The sequence below is a fragment of the bacterium genome, from assembly GCA_035295165.1.
Lineage (GTDB): Bacteria > Sysuimicrobiota > Sysuimicrobiia > Sysuimicrobiales > Segetimicrobiaceae > JAJPIA01.
Map to the genome: position 1 here is coordinate 1 of DATGJN010000089.1, position 17,013 is coordinate 17,013.

Genomic DNA, 17,013 nt, shown 5'->3' on the forward strand with positions numbered 1-17,013 from the left:
GCGTGAGGCACATACCCGCGTTGCTCGTGGTCCTTGCGCCACCGGCGCGGACGCGCTAACCGACGGACGCGCGCTGCGAACTGATTGCGGTTCCGGAGGCATGGTCATGCTCGCACCTGATTTTTCCGTAGCCTGCTAGAGCGGAATCCTCGGATGGCTCGGTATGTCGTCGGCCGTCTTCTGCTGCTCGCCCCGACGCTCGTCGGGATGTCGGTGCTGATTTTTGTGCTGGTGCGTCTCCTTCCCGGGGACGTCGTCGACGCGATGCTCACCGGCGACGTGGGGGCGAGCGCGAGCGCGAAGCAGGCCGTCCGGCAGGCGCTCGGCCTCGCCGACCCGCTGCCCGTGCAGTACGTCAAGCTCGTCGGCGGCGTTCTCACCGGCCACTTGGGCAACTCGCTCACGAGCGGCGAGCCGATCGCGCGGATCATGGCCCGCGCGGTCCCGATCACCGCGGAGCTCGCCGTGCTGGCGGTCGTGCTCGCGACCGCCGTCGGGATCCCGCTCGGCGTCCTCTCCGCGGTGCGCCGGAATTCGGTCTCCGATTTCCTCGCCCGGGTCGCCGGGCTGGCGGGGCTGTCGGTGCCGAACTTCTGGTTCGCGACGCTCGCGCTGCTGGTGGGGTCGCTCGTGTTCCATTGGATCCCCCCGGTGACGTGGATCCCGCCCTGGCAGCACCTGTGGGCCAATTTGGGGCAGATGGCGATTCCCGCGCTCGCGATCTCGGTGTATCTCATGGCGATCGTCATGCGGATGACCCGGGGGACGATGCTCGAGGTGCTCGGGCTGGACTACATTCGGACCGCGAGGGCGAAAGGGGTCTCGGCGCCGTCGGTCGTCTTCCGCCACGCGCTCCGCAACTCGTTGATCCCCGTGATTACCGTGATCGGGTTCCAAGTCGGCACGCTGATGGGCGGCGCGACCGTGGTGGAGGTGATCTTCGGGCTGCCGGGGATGGGCTACACACTGGTGCAGGGCATCTTCGGACGCGACTACCCGGTGATCGAGATCTCCGCGATGTTCCTGGCCGCGGTGTTTGTCTTTGTCAACCTCCTGGTCGACCTGCTCTACGGCGTCCTGGACCCCAGGATCGAACAGGCGTGAGCACGACGCCGACCGTCGAGATACGCGGGGGATCCCGCGCCACCGTGGCACGGCGCCGCCGGTGGCTCGCCCCGCGCCGCGTGTGGCGCAATCCAATCGGGTTGACGGGTGCCGCGATCATCCTCGTCACCGTGCTGATCGCGCTCCTGGGGCCGCTGGGGTGGCGTGTTGACTACGCGAGCGAGGCGTCCCACCGCCTGTTGGCGCCGAGCGCGCCCCACCCCATGGGGACCGACGAGTTGGGGCGCGACGAGCTCGCGCGGGTGATCCACGGCGCGTGGGTGTCGCTCCAGGTGGGCATCGTCTCGGTGCTGATCGCGTTCGTGCTGGGGAGCACCACGGGGATCGCGGCGGGGTTCTACCGGGGCCGGACCGACGCCGTGCTCATGCGCATGATCGACGTCATGTTCGCGATCCCCGGGCTGGTACTCGCGATCCTGATCGCGGGACTCCTCGGGCCGAGCCGTACCAACGCGATGATCGCGATCGGCATCGTCTACGCTCCGGCGTTCGGCCGCGTGGTGCGAGGATCGGCGCTCAGCGTCATGAGCTTGCCCCACGTCGAGGCGGCCCGGAGCCTCGGGGCGTCGGATCTCAGGATCATCGCGCGCCATCTGGTGCCGAACCTGATCGCGCCGCTCATCATCTTGACGACGGTGTACCTGTCGACCGCGATCCTCACCGAGGCCGCGCTGAGCTTCCTCGGGTTGGGCACCCAGCCGCCCGAGCCGTCCTGGGGCAGCATGCTGAACGCGTCCCGCTCGTACATGGAACTGGCGCCGTGGCTCGCGGTGTTTCCCGGGATCGCGATCATGGTGGTGGTGCTGGGGTTCAACTTTCTCGGGGATGGGTTGCGTGATCTGCTCGATCCCCAGTTGCGCGAGGTGTAGCCGGCGATGAGCGATCTCTCCGTCACCAGCACGGTCGACTTCGACCGTCCAGGCAAACAGATTGGACGGTTGCAAGTACCGCGGTCCACCAACGAGAGCGGCTGGTCGAACCTGTTCATTCCCGCGATCTGCATCGCGAACGGCAGGGGCCCCACGGTCGTCGTGACCGGCGGCGTCCATGGGGACGAGCCGGAGGGACAGGTCGCCGCGCTCAAGCTCGCGCGCGAGACCACCCCGGAGGACGTCCGCGGTCGGCTCATCATCCTCCCGTGTCTATCGCCGGATGCCGCGCGCGCGTACTCGAGGCTGTGGCCGAGCGGCGCGAATCTCAACCGGAGCTTCCCGGGCTCGCCGACCGGGACGGTCGACCAGCAACTTGCCGACTACGTCACGCGCGTGCTCTTTCCGCTGGCGGACGCCGTGTGCGACATCCATAGCGGGGGGCGCTCGATGATGTGCCTGCCGTGGTCGGAGATGCACATGGTCGAGCACCCGGACCAGCGCCGGGCGATGGTCGACGCGATGCTGGCGTGGGGCACCGACTACCACGTTATCTACATTAACATCGCGGGGGGCGGGCTCCTCGTGGATGAGGCGGAGCGCCAAGGCAAGATCACGATCGGCACCGAGTTGGGCGGGGGCGGGCACGTGACGGCGGCGATCCACCGGCTGGCCGAGCGCGGCCTCCGCAACTTCCTCCGGCACCTAGGTGCGCTCGCGGGGCCTGTAGAGACACGCGCGTCGCGGGGGCTGCCCGAGGCGGTGATCCTGCGCGCGGTGGACGCCGACGACTACCTGCTCGCGCCCGAGGGCGGGCTGTTCGAGACGCTGGTCAGCCTCGGCGAGGACGTGACGGTCGGGGACGTCGTCGGTCGGATGCACTTTCCCGAGCGGCCGGATCGCGCCCCCGTCGACGTGCGGGTCGGCAGCACCGGGGTCGTGTGTTCGATCCGGGCGATCGCCACGACACAGCAGGGCGATTGCCTGGTGGTGACGGGGCGTCGTTGTGGACGAGAGGAGTTGTTGGGATGAGAGGGCAGGAGGCGTCATGGTAAGCACACTGCTCGCCGGCGCGGCGGAAGCAGACATCACACCGCCTTACGGGCTCCCGCATGGGGCGTGGCGCTTGCGCACCGGTGTGGCTGTGGGGAGGCGCGAGCCACTCCTCGCCCAAGCGCTGGTGCTCGACGACGGCCGGCGGAAGGTGGCGCTGGTGACGTCCGACCTCGTGTTCGTGGGGCACGACCTTGCGCGCGAGGTGCGAACGCGTGTGCAGGCGATGACCGGCATCCCGCCGGAGGCGGTACTGCTCAACGCCTCCCATAACCACAGCGCGCCGAGCCTGTCCCGAGGCACCGGGGTCGCCGCGTTGAGCCATCAGCGCGGGTTCGATGGGTACGAGCGTGTGCTGCGGGACTTGCTCGCCGGAGTGGTCTACTCGGCGCACTACCACCGGCGGCCCGCCCGCGCGGGCGGTGGGGCGACGCGGGCGCCAGGGCTGACCACAAATCGGGTGCTGCCCGACCAGCCGGTAGACGACACCGTCGCCGTGCTCAGGGTGGATGGGGAGGACGGTCGGCCGATCGCCGTGGTGGCGTCGTTCGCGTGCCATCCGATCTCGATGGCGGGGCACACCCTCCTGTGGAACGCGGAGTTCCCGGGGCCGTTCCGCACCGCAGTGGCGGGAGCGTATCCTGGCGTCGTGGCGATGTTCGCGCAGGGATGCGCCGGCGACATCGGCCCGTGGAACTACTGGTTCGGCAACCCCGAGGCCCTGCCGCAGACATACGAGCACCGGGACCGTCTCGGACGGGCTCTGGCCGACCGGGTGCTGGCGCTGCTTCCGGGCGTTGCAACCCGGCCCTCCCAGCCGGTCTCGGGGCGCAGCCTGCCGCTCGCTCTGACACGCCGCCGGCTGCCGTGGCCGTCCGCGGAGGTTCTCGCGATGGACGCCAAACTGGCCGCCATGCCCGAACCGGACTACCCTGAAGTGTGGCCGTCCGACCTTCACACGATGAACTCGGCCCAGCGCTTCCCCCTCCTGTACCAGAAGGGGGCGGTGACGATGTACAAGGAGATGCTGCGCCTGCAGGACGAGCCGATGGACGTCGAGGTGCAGGCGCTCGCGGTCGGAGACACCGCGATCGTCGGGAATCCATTCGAGCTCTTCAACCGCTGCGGCCAGCGCATTCGCGAGCACAGTCCGTTTGAGACTACGCTCGTCCTCGCCTACTGCAACGACTATCTCGGCTATCTCCCCGGCACCGAGGAGTTCGATTGCATTCCCGCGGGCCCGCTTGCGGAGATCCTCGACCAGGACCGCAACCGGTGGGCCTACGGACTCACGAACACGAACCTCGCGCGGGGCGAGGTGGACCGGCTGATCGACGCCAGCGCGGAGGTCCTCCTGGCCGTGCGGATCGGGCTCACCGGCCCGGCCCGGTGATCACGCGACTCGACGACCCGGCGCCGAGTCCTTACCCCGCGCGCGCGCTGCGCCGCTCGCCGGGCACCACCGGAAGATCTCGGAGCTCGCCCGCCCGGACGACGCGGAGTGGAACCGAGGTCCCGATCTGGCCTTCACCGAGCAGACCCCACAGATCGTCGACCCGGCGTACCGGTTGGCCGCCGAGGGCCACGATGGTATCGCCAAACACCACCCCGGCCCGGGCGGCCGGCCCGTCCTGCTCGATCGAAAACACCAACAATCCGGTGCGCTGGCCGAGTTGCTGTCGCAGCAAGGGCGGGAGCGGGACCGCGTGGGTGGCGATGCCGAGGAAGCCGCGACGGATGCGGCCGTGCGCGCGCAGGGCGTCGACCACGCGGCGCACCGTGACGGTCGGCACGGTGACGACGGCGCCGCGCACCAGGCCGGTGGTGTGGACCCCCAGTACGCGACCGGCGGTATCCACGAGCGCCCCGCCCGAGAACCCCGGCAGAGGCGCCGCGTCGGTCTCGATGTAGGTGTCGACCTCGCCGCCGGCCGGAGTCCGCCAGGACCCGCCGAGCGCGCTCAGGATCCCCAGGGTTGCGCGGACCGTCCTCCCCGGTCGTCCGAGCGCGAGCACCACATGGCCGACTCTCGCGCCATCGACGTCGCGCCAGGCCGCGGCGGCGAGCCCCTCGGTCTGGATTTGCAGGAGCGCGAGATCGGTGCTCGGATCGCGGCCGACGAGGGTCGCCGGAACCGACTCGCCGTCCGGCAATCCCACCATGACCCCTTCATCGCGGTGCACGACGTGGTCGGCCGTGACGACGAGGCCGTCCGACGACCACACGACGCCGCTCGCCGGCCGCCGGCGCGCATCGACTCGGACGACATAGGGGGCGCCGGCCTCGACGGCGGCGGCCGCAAGATCGGAAAGCGTTTCACTGGCGTTGCTCACGAAGGATTCCTCCCTTGGTGTCTGTGGGGGCATCGGGCGCGCGCGCCGGACGCCGTCCAACTGTTGTCGTCGTTGAGTGTACCGTGGCAGGGAGGTCCTCACATCCCCCACGTTGCCGGGGACTGGCCATCAAAACGGGCAGGGGGAACCCAGATAGGCGGACGGGGGGAGTCGGGTGAGCGACCCCAGACGGACCCCAGGCACGACGGCTTCCGTGGCGGAATCGGCCATTGACCCCGACGAGCTCGCAGCTGACTACGATGGTTGAGTTGGATCGACGATGCGGTTTATTGAGGGGTGAGGGATTGGTGCAGATAGCCCAATTCGTACCAAAAAGCCAGCTCGGCTGCAAAACGTCGACCCTCGGGGGCCGGTCGCCTCCGCAAGACCCGCATTTTGTTCTTGGCCACCAACAACGCTGACGAGATGACAGTCGGCCGCCTGCGTACGCCAAGGAGAAACACCGTTCTGCCCTCCCAGTACGCACGGTTGCGAAAAAATCGGCGTTCCAGGCGTGATGAGGGGACGCGATGCACCACGACGGCGCGTCCATTGTAGAACACGCCGCCGCCCGCACGCTGAATCCGCCAACACATCTCGGTGTCTTCACCTGATCGGAGAAGGGAGCCTCGGCGGCCAAGGCGCGGGAGAAACGCGCCCACGCGAGCGATGGCGCTTCTTGCAACCGAGAAATTGGTGCCGTAGAGCTCTCCAGGGTAGCCGACCCTCACGATCTCTTCGCCAAGGTCTAGTTCGCTGAGATACCCAGTCACGGATGGATCAAACCACCGGGGAAGGTTGTCCGGTAGATCCAGGACGATCTTCCCGCCTACACACCATGCGTCGGGGAACCGTGCATACACCTTATGCAACTCCTCAAGCCAATTCGGGGCAGCGGTCGCATCATCGTCCACAAAGACGATGATCTCGCCCGTCGAGTGCGCGATCCCGGTGTTTCTCGCGTAGGCAAGACCTTGCCGACCCTCGAAGACGTAGCGGACCTTGTCAACGGAACGCACCGCGGCCGGGGTGGAGTCCGATGAGTTGTTGTCGACAACGACGACCTCAAAATCGCACGCGGTATTCTGTCGAAGCAGGCTGTTCAAGGTCGGCACGAGCTGATTGGCCCGATTGTACGTGGGCACTACGATAGAGAACGAGAGCACACGCCGAAACCCCCTTGACACTTTACATCGATTGGGAGTGCGTTCTCGAGGATACGCCTCGTTTGTGACGAAGCGATAACCAACAGAACGTCCGCCTCCCTGTTTCTTCCCCCATTTTCCCTCCCGGTATCGCCGAATTCAGAGGGTCAGTAACCCCAGGCGGACCGCGCGCACGACCGCCTCGGTGCGATTCTGCGTCCCGAGCTTGCCGAGCAGCGCCCGCACATGGAACCGTACCGTGTGCTCGCTGATGCCGAGCCGGTCCGCGATCTCCTTGTTCGCCATGCCCTCGCCGAGCAGTGAGAGGACCTCCGACTCGCGCTCGCTCAGCGGCTCCACGGGCGGGGCCGCCGGCTCGGCCCGCGCCGCCGGCAAGAACGCGCCGAGCGTCGGATGGATGGCGATCAATCCGTTCCCCACGGCCAGTGCGACAGCGGCCAGGGTTTCCGGGGCCGCGTCCCGCGGCGCCAGGCCCCTCGCACCCGCCGCCAGCGCGTCCGCGGCGGAGGTCCCGTCGGGGAGCAGCGCGACGATGGCTGCGGCCCGGTCGCGCGCGTCGTCCAACCGCTCGAGCGCGTCCTCTGGATCGCGGCCGAGGTCCCACAGCAGCACCTCGGGGCGCGTGGCGTCGACGACTGCGGCGAGGTCGTCGCTGCCGGCGGCCTGTCCGACGATCGTGCACCCCGGTTGATCGGCGAGGAGCGCCGACAGTCCGGCACGTGCCAGCAGATCATCGGCCACGATGAGAATCCGGAGCGTTGCCGTGGAATTCCTCATGGAGAAGCCCTCGCCCGCCCACAACGGCCGGGAATCCCGGCGGATTCCCGCGACCGGTGGAGGGTTCTGGGGGCGCTCGCAGGATGGAATTTGGCCGGAGGTCACGAACATCCCGCTGTCATTGTCGCACCGGACGTCGACGCACGACGGGGAGGATGACGTTGAACACACGCGCGATTCTTGGAGCGGCGGTTGGGGTGGCGTTGCTGGTTGCCGCGTGGGGACAGGCGGGGCCAACTCGGGCGGCGGCTGCCGCCAAGACGACCGTGCGGGTCGGTATGGTCTATTCCGGCACCGGGCCGCTGGCGGGCTACGGGGCGCAGTACAAGGACGGATTCGAGGTGGGCCTGGCCTACGCGACCGGAGGGACCGGGACGGTCAACGGCCACAAGATCGACGTCTCGTGGAACGACGACGCCGGGGACCCCGCGAAGGCCGTGTCCGAGGCCAAGGACCTGATCGGTCAGGGGGTCAAGATCCTCGCGGGACCGGTGAGTTCCGCGGTCGCACTTCAGGTGGCGCCCCTCGCCGCCCAGAACAAGGTGCTGCTCATCTCCGGCCCGGCGGCCGCTGACGCGGTCACGGGGCTCAACCGGTACACGTTTCGCTCGGGGCGTCAGACCTACCAGGACATCCTGACGGCGAAGTCCTTCATCGGGGATGTCGGCGGCAAGAAGATCGTCGTGTTTGCCCAGGACTACGCGTTCGGGCAGGCGAACGTCGCGGCCGTCCGGGGCGTGCTGGGTACTGCGGGCGCCCAGGTCAGCCAGATCTTGGTGCCGCTCAGCGCGAACGACTTCACGCCGTTCGCGCTGCAGGTCAAGCAGGCCAAGCCGGATCTGCTCTTCGTGGCGTGGGCCGGAAACACGGCCCCCGCGATGTGGCAGTCGCTGGATCAGCAGGGCGTCTTTTCGGTCACGACGGTCGTGACCGGGCTCGACCAGCGGTCGACGTACGCGACGTTTGGCCCGGTCGCCTCCAAGATCAGTTTCCTGTCGCACTACGTGTATCAGGCGCCGCGCAACAGGGCGAACACCTATCTCGTCGACGCGCTGAAGAAGCGCGGTGCGGTGCCGGATCTCTTCGACCCGGACGGGTTCGTGGCCGCGCAGATGATCGCCCACGCGGTGCAGACCGCGGATGGGGACGACGTGGAGGCGATGATCAAAGCGCTCGAGAACTGGACGTTCTTGGCGCCGAAAGGCCAGCAGTTGATCCGCGCGGCCGATCACGCGATGCTCCAGCCGATGTTTCAGGTCAAACTGGTGGGCGCCGGCGGCGGCTACGAGCCGCAGTCGGTGAAGAACCTTGCGCTCCAAACGGTGGTTCCTCCGGTCACGCCGTTCAAGCCCTGACCGGCGTGGCGTGGGACCCATCGCTGTCCCGCTCGGATCCGCCGCCCCGGGCGGCGGGGATGCGCCGGTGAGCGCGGGGTTCGTTCTGCGGACCGACCGGTTGAGCTTTCACATCGGCGGCGTCGTGATCGTGGATGAGGTCTCTCTCGACATCCGGCGGGGTGAGTTCGTGTCGGTGATCGGCCCGAACGGCGCCGGCAAGACGTCGCTGTTCAATCTCCTCTCGGGGCTGTACCGCGCAACCGGCGGTCGGATTGAGCTGGACGGTCGCGAGATGACCGACACGCCGCCTGCGCGCCGGGCCCAGGCCGGGCTCGGACGCACCTTCCAGATGTCCAGCATCTTCCCGGCGTTGACCGCGCTCGAGAATGTGCGCCTGGCGATTCAGATGCGTTCCGCCGGCGCCGGTCCGTTTGGACGCTCCCGGACGGATCCGGCAGAGACCGCGCGGGCGCGTGAGGCGCTCGCGCGCGTCGGCCTGGAACGGCGCGGGGCCGACCGGGCCGGCGCCCTGAGTCACGCCGACCGGCGCAAGGTGGAGCTCGCGATGCTCGTGGCCCCCGAGTTCGGCGTCGTGCTGCTCGACGAGCCCACCGCCGGCGTGAGCGCGGAGGATATCCCCCTGCTGCTTCGCGTCATCCGATTCCTCCACCGCGAGCAGGGGAGGACCGTGCTCATGGTCGAGCATCGGATGGACGTCGTTGGCGAGCTCTCCGATCGGATCGCGGTCATGCACCACGGGCGTCTTTTGACGTGCGCGTCTCCCGGCCAGGTGATTGCCGACAAGGCGGTGCAGGAAGCCTACCTCGGGGACGCGCTGTGACGGCGCTCCTCGAGGCGCAGGATCTCCACGTCGTGCTGGCCGGATCGCACATCCTGCGGGGTGTCGACGTGGTCGTGCCGGAAGGCGGCGTGACCGCGCTGCTCGGCCGCAACGGGGCCGGCAAGACCACGACCCTGCGGGCGATCCTGGGGCTCGTTCCGCGCGCGGGACGGGTGCGGCTCGGGGGCCGCGACGTGAGCCGCGCGTCGACGCACGCGATGGTGCAGGCGGGGATCGGGTACGTCCCCGAGGGGCGCGACGTGTTCGCGGGGTTGACGGTGGCGGAAAACCTGCGGCTCGCGGAACGGACGGCCCATCCGCGCTACGACCAGGTGTACGAGATCTTCCCGGAGCTCAGCGCGCGCGCGTCGCAACGCGCCGGCACGCTCTCGGGAGGACAGCAGCAAATGGTCGCCATCGCCCGCGCGCTACTCAACCCGAACCGGATCTTGTTGGTCGACGAACCGACGAAGGGACTAGCGCCGCGGGTGGTGGCTCGGGTGATCGAGATACTCGCCGCGGTCTCGCGCGAGGTCACGGTCTTGCTGGTGGAGCAGAACCTCGCTGCGGCGAGGGGGCTCGCGCGGCACGCGATCGTGCTCGACCAGGGCACGACCGTGTACGCCGGCGGCTTCGCGGAGTTCGTGGGCGACCGCGAGCGGGTCCACCGCCATCTCGGCGTCGCCCTCGCCCCGGCGGGTCCATGAGCACGATTGTGCTCCTCGGTATCACGGGCCTGGGATTGGGGGGCCTCTATTTCTTGATGGCGTCGGGATTATCGCTCACGTACGGCCTGCTGCGCGTCCTCAACTTCGCCCACGGCGTCTTTCTCACGGCTGGCGCGTACACGGCGTGGCTGATCGTGTCACGCATGGGCGGAACCGGGCCGACGCGCTTCGCGGTGGCGGTGCTCGGAGCGCTCGTGGTCGGCGCCGCGATCGCCGCGGCGGTCGAAGTGACGTTGATTCGGCCCCTGTACCGCCGGCACATCGAGCAGGTGCTCGCGACGGTCGGCGTCGCGCTCGCACTCGGCGCGCTCGCGCAGGGGATCTTCGGCGCGGACCCGCGCCCGGTCCCGGTGCCGCCCTGGATGCAAGGGGTCACGTCGGTGCTGGGCGCCGCCGTGCCGAACAGCCGTCTCGTGACGATCGCCGCGGGCGCAGTGGTCCTCGGGGCCCTCGGCGCGTTCCTGCGCCTGACTCGTTGGGGCCTGATCGTGCGCGCCGGGGTCGAGAACCGAGAGATGGTGCAGGCCCTCGGCATCGACGTGCAGCGCGCGTTCACGCTGGTGTTTGCCCTCGGCGGCGTGGCGGCCGCGCTCGGCGGGGTGCTGAGCGACGGGTACTTCGGCACCGTCGACCCAGCGCGCGGCACCGCGATGCTCATTTACGCGTTCGTCGTCGTCGTCATCGGCGGCCTCGGGTCCATCGCCGGCTCGGCCATCGCCGCCGTCCTGGTCGGGCTGATCCAGCAGTTCGCGAACTACTACGGCTCGGTGTGGTGGAGCTTCCCGTCCAGCGGAGACCTCGCCGTCGTGCTGCTGCTCGTTGCGGTGCTGCTCGTCCGCCCGCGGGGGCTCGCCGGCGGGGTGTGAGATGAGACGCGGCGCGGGCGTCGTGGGGCTGCTCGGTGCGCTCGCGGCCGTGCCGTTTGTCACGCTGAGCGTGCCCGTGATCTTCCCCGCGCCGGTCAACGCCCCGGGGACGCTTCAGTTGCTGGCCCTGTGCCTCGTGTTCGGCGGCGTGGCCCTGAGCTACGCGCTTCTCTTCGGCTACACGGGGCTGCTCTCGTTCGGGCACGCGCTGTTCTTCGCGACCGGCGCGTATACGATCGACGTCGCGCTCTCCCGGTGGCAGTGGCCGCTCCTCCCGGCACTGGCGGTGACCGCGGTCGTGAGTCTGATCCTGCCGCTGATCCTCGGGGCGGTGGCCCTACGCGTGAGCGGGATCGCGTTCGCGATGGTGACGCTGGCCTTCGCGCAGGCCGGGTCCATCCTCGCGTTCAGCAATCCCGGGGGGTTGACCGGCGGGGAGGAGGGGCTGGGGCTCGTCGTGGACCGGCTGCCAGCGCGCCTCGTCGGCGTGGTCAACACCCGGTACCTGTACTGGGTCGCGCTTGGCTATCTGGTGGTCGCGTGTGTAGTGAGCTGGCGAGCGGTCACATCGAGACCCGGCCGAATCTGGCCGGCGATCCGGGAGAACGAGCTGCGGGTGGAAGTGCTGGGCGCGACCCCATATGGCTACAAGTTGCTGGCATTTGTGATCGGATGCTTCCTCGCCTCGCTGGGCGGCATCGTCTACGTGCTGCTCACCGGCGGCGCGTCTCCCGGCATTACCACGGCCAATCTCAGTCTGGCCCTGCTGCTCATGGTAGTGCTCGGCGGGACGGGGAGCCTCTGGGGCGCGGTGCTCGGCGGCGTCTTCTACGAGTATCTCGACTTCCGGCTGGTGGCGCTCGCGGGATCGCGAGCGATCCACGCGTTGCCCGGCTGGTTCAGCGTACCGCTTGGGCAGCCGTTGTTCATCCTGGGGATGCTCTTCATCCTCCTCGTGCTGTTCTTCCCGGGAGGGATCGCGGGCATCTCCGACCGCTACCGGGTCGCGCGCGCGCCGCACAGACGCATGCTCCGGAACGAGGAGGGGACGTCATGAGCACGGGGGCGGCGGCGCAGGAGCTCGACCTTGAGGTCGGCGGCGGCCGGCTGCACGCGATTCGGCGCGGCCCCGCGTCTGGCGAACCGGTGTTGTGCCTCCCCGGGCTCACCGCGAACGCACGCGGCTTCGACCTGATCGGCGACCGCCTCGCCGCCGAGGGGCTCCGCCCCGTGGCCTTGGATCTGCGCGGGCGAGGCCGAAGCGAGCTTACCGGGCCGGGCACGTACGGCTGGCCCGCCCACGCCCGTGACGTGCTTGACGCCGCGGATCGTTTGGGCGCGGCGCGGTTCGCGCTCGTGGGTTGGTCGATGGGCGCGTTCGTGGCGGTGCAGGCGGCGGCGCTTGCGCCCGGACGTATCACGCGCGCCGTGCTCGTCGACGCGTGCGGCCAACCCCCGGCCGACGCGATCCCGCTGATCCAGCGGGCGGTCGACCGGCTGGGGATCGTGCACCTCTCCGTGGAACGCTATCTGGACCTGCTGCGCGGCCTCGGGACGATCACGCCCTGGCATCCGCTCTGGGACGCGTACTTTCGGTACGAGCTGGTGGAGACGGCGGGCGGCGTCCGGGCCAGGACCAGCCGGGAGGCGGTGCTCGAGGACTTGGCCTACGGCGAGCGGCACGATCCCCGGGCGCTGTGGCCGGCGCTCACGATGCCCGTGTTGCTGCTCCTGGCGTTGCGCCCGCTCATCCCGGGCGGTCCCGGGATCGTGGCCGCGGAGGACCGCGAGCGCTTCGTTCGGGAGGTGTCCGGGGCCCGCGTCGTCGCGGTCGACGCCAATCACTACGGCATCGCGACCCATCCCGCGACCGCAGACGCGATCGCGGCGTTCCTGAGGGGACGTTCGATGTGAGGAGGCGACGTGATGGAGCGGAGCGTGCTCGTGGCGATCGGCGGACACGCGCTCATCCGGGACGGGCAGCGCGGCACGATCGCCGAACAGGCGGAGAACGTGCGTGACGCGGCACATCCCATCGCGGCGCTCGTCGCCGAGGGTTGGCGGGTCGTCGTCACGCACGGCAATGGGCCGCAGGTGGGTCCAACGGGGGCTGGCCCGGCTGACGGTCTCGGAGGCCCGCCGGTACCTCGACGCGGGGGAGTTTCCGCCGGGGCGCATGGGCCCCAAGATCGAGGCGGCGATCATGTTCCTGGAACGCGGCGGCGGCGAAGTGCTGATCACCTCGCCGTACCGGCTGGCGGAGGCGGTGGCCGGGCGCACCGGCACCCGGATCGTGCCCCCGACGCGCCGCGGTGATCGACGCGCGCGGTCCTACGTCATCTTGCGCAGACGGGGATCCAGCACGTCCCGGATGCCGTCGCCGACCAGGTTGAACCCCAACACGAGGGCGAGGATCGCGATCGCCGGAGACGTCGCGATCCACCACTGTTCCATCAGGAAACGCCGGCCTTCGGAGACCATGAGCCCCCACTCCGGCGTCGGTGGCTGCGCGCCGAATCCGATGAACGAGAGCCCGGCGGCAATCAGGATGATGTTGCCGACGTCCAGCGTCGCCTGGACCAGCAGCGGCGCGATCGCGTTGGGGATGAGGTGGCGGAAGATGATCTTCACGTCCGTCGCCCCTTCCGCCCGCGCCGCCTCGACGTAGTCGCGCGATCGCAGGGACAACACCTGTGCGCGCGCGAGCCGCCCGTACGGCGGCCACGACGTGACCGCGATCGCGATCAGCGCGTTCGTCAGACTGGGCCCCAGGATCGCCGAGATCGCGAGCGCAAGCACGAGGCTCGGGAACGCGAGGAACATGTCCGTGACCCGCATCAGCGCCTCGTCCCACCAGGCGCCGCGCCACCCGGCGAGCGTGCCCGCCGCGGTGCCGAACGTGATCGCCGCCGTCACCACCGCGATGCCGGAGACGACGGAGATCCGCGCGCCGTAGACCACCCGGCTGTACACGTCCCGGCCGAGCGAGTCCGTGCCAAACGGGTGGTGCAGGGTCGGCGGCGCCAGCCGCTGGCTGAGGTCCTGCGCGATCGGACTCTGCAGGGCGAGCCACGGCGCGAGAAACGCGATCCCCGCGAACAACACGATGACCATCGTCCCCGAGAGCGTGAGCGGGCTCCGGCGCAGCATTCGCCAGACGGCCCGCGCCGGGCTCAGCTCGGCGGTCCCGCGCTCAGGTGTACCGGATCTGCGGATCGAGATAGGCGTAGAGGACATCGACCACCAGGTTGGCGATGGAGTAGATGATCGCGATCACGAGCGTGACACCGAGGACCGCCGGAATGTCGATGTTCGTGACCGAGTTCGTGGCGTACCGGCCGATCCCTGGCCAGGAGAAGATCGTCTCGGTCAGCACCGCGCCGGAGAGGAGATTCCCGTAGGTCAGCCCGATCACGGTGACGGTCGGCAGCAGCGCGTTGCGCAGTGCGTGGCGAAGGACCACGCGAAGCTCCACCACCCCTTTGGCCCGTGCGGTTCGCACGTAGTCCTGGCGCATGACCTCGAGCATGCTGCTTCGCGTCATGCGCGTGATAATGCCGGTCGAGGCGTAGCCGAGGACGAAGGCTGGCAGGACGAGGTGTCGCAGCGCGTCACCGAGCGCCGGCCAGTCGCCCGACAAGAGCGCGTCGACGGCCACCATTCCCGTGATCGCGGGGGGCGGGGAGGTGTAGAGGCTGAGTTGGCCGGGACCGGGCAACACCCCGAGGCGCGAGTAGAGCAGGCCGAGGAGCAGCAGCGCGACGTAAAAGACCGGGAGCGAAGCCCCTCCGAGCGCGAACACGCGCGCCACCTGGTCCGCCCAGCCGTCCTTGTGCAGCGCGGACACGATGCCGGTGGGGACCCCGATCAAGATGGCCACGAGCATCGCCGCCGAGGACAGCTCCGCGGTCGCGGGGAGGTATTGAGCTAGATCCTGGCTCACCGGCCGGCTGTTCATGATCGAGATGCCCAGGTTCCCGTGCAGCAATCCGCCCAGGTAGATCCCGAACTGCACGGGCAGCGGTCGGTCCAGGCCGAGCTGATGCCGGACCTGTTCCACCATCGCCGGTGGCGCGTGATCCCCCAGGTAGGCGACGACCGGGTCGGCGGGCACGACGTGGGACAAGAGAAACGTGATGATCGTGACGCCGAACAGGACAAACACCGTCAGGCCGGTGCGCCGCGCCAGGAATTGGGGAAAACTCATCGCGCGATGGGGCGGGGAGCCGCTTCTGGCTCCCCGCCCCCCAACCTATGCTACTGCTTCGTCATCGTCTGGAAATCGGGGCCGTTGACGGCGTCGAACACCATGTTGTGGATGCGCCCGGACACGCCGTACGAGATCATCGGCTGGTACAGGATTGCGAACGGGCCGTCTGTGGTCATCATGTCGTTGAGCCGCTTGTAGATCGCGCCCCGCTGCGGGGTGTTCTCCATGCTCCCCGCGTCGTCGGCGAGCTTCGCGGCCGGATCGCTGTAGTACTGCAGGCGCCACGCGAGCGACTTCTGGGTGTAGTCGGCGAACGGCTTCGCGAAGTCGTCCGGATCCGGATAGTCGACGAACCAGTTCACGAGCACCATCTGGGACTGCTGGCCGCGGTACGTCTTGTAGAGCTCGTCGGCGGCCACCTGGCGGATGTTGATCGTCACCCCGATCGCCGCGAGGTCGTTCTTGATCTTGGCAGCGAGGTCCGCCGCCGCGACGCCGCCCGCGGCGGTGCCGGTCGGCGCAAGGAGATCGGCCGTGAACCCGCTTCCAGCCCCGCCCTCCTGTAGGAGTGATTTGGCCTTTGCCACGTCACGATGGAACGGGATGTCCGGCGTGTACCCGAACAGCCCCTTGGGGATGACCCCTTGCAACGGCAGCCCGTTTCCGGCGAGGAGATCCTTCACGATCCCGTCGTAATCGATCGCCCACCGCACCGCCTGGCGCACCTGGGGTTTCTGCAGCGCCGGCACGTTCTTCACGTCCATCCCGAGATACTCCATGCCGAGGTCCGGAATCTGCGCCACGTAATACTTGGTCTCCTTGCGAAGCGCCGCGAGTTGGGGCGCGGACAGGTCGTGCGCGAGGTCCACGTCACCGCGGCCGAGCGCGTCGCGCTGCACGGTGTTCTCCGTGATGTTCGGCCACACGACGCGCTTGATGGACGGCGCGGGGCCCAGGTTGTAGTTGGGGTTTGCGACGATCTCGATCGCGACGAGGCGCTCCCACCGCGCGAGCTGGAACGGCCCGCTGCCCGCCGAGTGGTCGGTCAGCCAGCCGGCGCCCCAGTCGCCGTTCTGCACGTGCGCCTTGACCGTCTTGCTGTCCACGATGCCCGCAACGGCGTTGGCCATGATCGAGAGGAACGCGCCGGGACTGAAGGGCTTCGGCAGCGTGATGACCACCGTGTACGGATCGGTGGCCTTGACGTCCTGGTCCACATTCTTCGGGTCGAGCCCCATCTGCGTGATCAGCCACGATGCGGGGTCTTTCGGGATGTTGACGACGCGCTCGAACGTGTAGACGACGTCGTCGGCGGTGAGGAGGTTGCCGCTCGCGAATTTGACGCCGTGCCGCAGGTGGAACGTGTACGTTTGGCCGTCCTTGCTGACCTGATACGATTGGGCGAGTTGCGGTTTGACCTGAGTCAGGTTGCCCGTCGTGAACTGGACGAGGTTCGAGTAGACGTTGTGGACGGGAATGAGAAACTCGTAACCGACCTGCGGATCCAGCGAGACAACGCTGGTGATGTCTTGGGCGATTACGACGGTTTGCTGCGGACCGTACGCCGGGGCCGATCGCCCCGGAGCCACGGCCCAGACACCCATCAGGAAGATGGCTAACCCGATTGCCACACCACGCCGCACGGGTAATCCCTCCTTGACGTGCTCAGACGTTTCGCACACGTAACCCGCGTAGTTGGACGTGAGTG

Annotated in this window: 17 protein-coding genes; 11 read left to right on the forward strand and 6 right to left on the reverse strand. The window is 68.8% G+C overall.

Annotated elements, in window-relative coordinates; genetic code table 11:
- Nucleotides 1–153: 153 nt before the first annotated feature.
- From VKZ50_14355 to VKZ50_14370, 4 genes are read left to right on the forward strand one after another with little or no spacing between them, the layout of a single operon-like run.
- Entirely contained in the window at nt 154–1,104 is a 951-nt protein-coding gene (locus tag VKZ50_14355) for an ABC transporter permease (protein HLJ60903.1), read from the forward strand.
- Nucleotides 1,101–1,994 (forward strand): ABC transporter permease, encoded by an 894-nt coding sequence (locus VKZ50_14360; GenBank protein HLJ60904.1) that lies wholly within the window; start codon nt 1,101–1,103, stop codon nt 1,992–1,994. Before VKZ50_14355 ends, VKZ50_14360 begins: the two co-directional genes overlap by 4 nt.
- A gap of 6 nt (nt 1,995–2,000) precedes the next feature.
- Nucleotides 2,001–3,026, forward strand: coding sequence for a succinylglutamate desuccinylase/aspartoacylase family protein (locus tag VKZ50_14365; protein HLJ60905.1), 1,026 nt, complete (start codon nt 2,001–2,003; stop codon nt 3,024–3,026).
- Between the two features lie 16 nt (nt 3,027–3,042).
- Nucleotides 3,043–4,440 (forward strand): hypothetical protein, encoded by a 1,398-nt coding sequence (locus VKZ50_14370; protein ID HLJ60906.1) that lies wholly within the window; start codon nt 3,043–3,045, stop codon nt 4,438–4,440.
- A gap of 31 nt (nt 4,441–4,471) precedes the next feature.
- On the opposite strand, the gene VKZ50_14375 is transcribed toward VKZ50_14370, so the two are convergent.
- From VKZ50_14375 to VKZ50_14385, 3 genes are all read right to left on the reverse strand, one after another.
- Nucleotides 4,472–5,380, reverse strand: coding sequence for a trypsin-like peptidase domain-containing protein (locus VKZ50_14375; GenBank protein HLJ60907.1), 909 nt, complete (start codon nt 5,378–5,380; stop codon nt 4,472–4,474).
- Nucleotides 5,381–5,667: 287 nt separating this feature from the next.
- A complete protein-coding gene (locus VKZ50_14380) occupies nt 5,668–6,546 on the reverse strand; it encodes a glycosyltransferase (protein HLJ60908.1) in 879 nt (292 codons plus the stop codon).
- A gap of 138 nt (nt 6,547–6,684) precedes the next feature.
- Complete coding sequence (locus tag VKZ50_14385; protein ID HLJ60909.1) at nt 6,685–7,323, reverse strand: response regulator transcription factor; 639 nt, start codon at nt 7,321–7,323, stop codon at nt 6,685–6,687.
- Between the two features lie 155 nt (nt 7,324–7,478).
- On the opposite strand from VKZ50_14385, the gene VKZ50_14390 reads away from it, so the two are divergent.
- From VKZ50_14390 to VKZ50_14420, 7 genes are all read left to right on the forward strand, one after another.
- Nucleotides 7,479–8,678, forward strand: a complete 1,200-nt coding sequence (locus tag VKZ50_14390) for a substrate-binding domain-containing protein (protein ID HLJ60910.1) — start codon at nt 7,479–7,481, stop codon at nt 8,676–8,678.
- Between the two features lie 67 nt (nt 8,679–8,745).
- Nucleotides 8,746–9,501, forward strand: coding sequence for an ABC transporter ATP-binding protein (locus tag VKZ50_14395; protein ID HLJ60911.1), 756 nt, complete (start codon nt 8,746–8,748; stop codon nt 9,499–9,501).
- Complete coding sequence (locus tag VKZ50_14400; protein ID HLJ60912.1) at nt 9,498–10,208, forward strand: ABC transporter ATP-binding protein; 711 nt, start codon at nt 9,498–9,500, stop codon at nt 10,206–10,208. The genes VKZ50_14395 and VKZ50_14400 overlap by 4 nt, the downstream gene beginning before the upstream one ends.
- Nucleotides 10,205–11,095, forward strand: coding sequence for a branched-chain amino acid ABC transporter permease (locus tag VKZ50_14405; GenBank protein HLJ60913.1), 891 nt, complete (start codon nt 10,205–10,207; stop codon nt 11,093–11,095). Before VKZ50_14400 ends, VKZ50_14405 begins: the two co-directional genes overlap by 4 nt.
- A 1-nt stretch (nt 11,096) precedes the next feature.
- Nucleotides 11,097–12,152: a branched-chain amino acid ABC transporter permease gene (locus VKZ50_14410; protein HLJ60914.1), complete on the forward strand. Its 1,056-nt coding sequence runs from the start codon at nt 11,097–11,099 to the stop codon at nt 12,150–12,152.
- The gene (locus VKZ50_14415) at nt 12,149–13,009 is read left to right on the forward strand and encodes an alpha/beta hydrolase (protein ID HLJ60915.1); all 861 of its coding nucleotides are present in this window, start codon (nt 12,149–12,151) and stop codon (nt 13,007–13,009) included. The genes VKZ50_14410 and VKZ50_14415 overlap by 4 nt, the downstream gene beginning before the upstream one ends.
- A 12-nt stretch (nt 13,010–13,021) precedes the next feature.
- Nucleotides 13,022–13,411 carry a hypothetical protein gene (locus VKZ50_14420; protein HLJ60916.1) on the forward strand — a complete coding sequence of 130 codons (390 nt, stop codon included), beginning with the start codon at nt 13,022–13,024 and terminating at the stop codon, nt 13,409–13,411.
- A 15-nt stretch (nt 13,412–13,426) separates the two neighbouring features.
- Here the strand turns inward: VKZ50_14420 and nikC are convergent, their stop codons facing one another.
- The 3 genes from nikC to VKZ50_14435 are packed head-to-tail and all read right to left on the reverse strand — an operon-like array spanning nt 13,427 to nt 16,948.
- Nucleotides 13,427–14,332, reverse strand: a complete 906-nt coding sequence (gene nikC, locus VKZ50_14425; protein ID HLJ60917.1) for a nickel transporter permease — start codon at nt 14,330–14,332, stop codon at nt 13,427–13,429.
- Entirely contained in the window at nt 14,289–15,302 is a 1,014-nt protein-coding gene (locus VKZ50_14430; protein ID HLJ60918.1) for an ABC transporter permease, read from the reverse strand. The genes nikC and VKZ50_14430 overlap by 44 nt, the downstream gene beginning before the upstream one ends.
- 50 nt (nt 15,303–15,352) lie before the next feature.
- Nucleotides 15,353–16,948 carry an ABC transporter substrate-binding protein gene (locus tag VKZ50_14435; GenBank protein ID HLJ60919.1) on the reverse strand — a complete coding sequence of 532 codons (1,596 nt, stop codon included), beginning with the start codon at nt 16,946–16,948 and terminating at the stop codon, nt 15,353–15,355.
- Nucleotides 16,949–17,013: the final 65 nt, after the last annotated feature.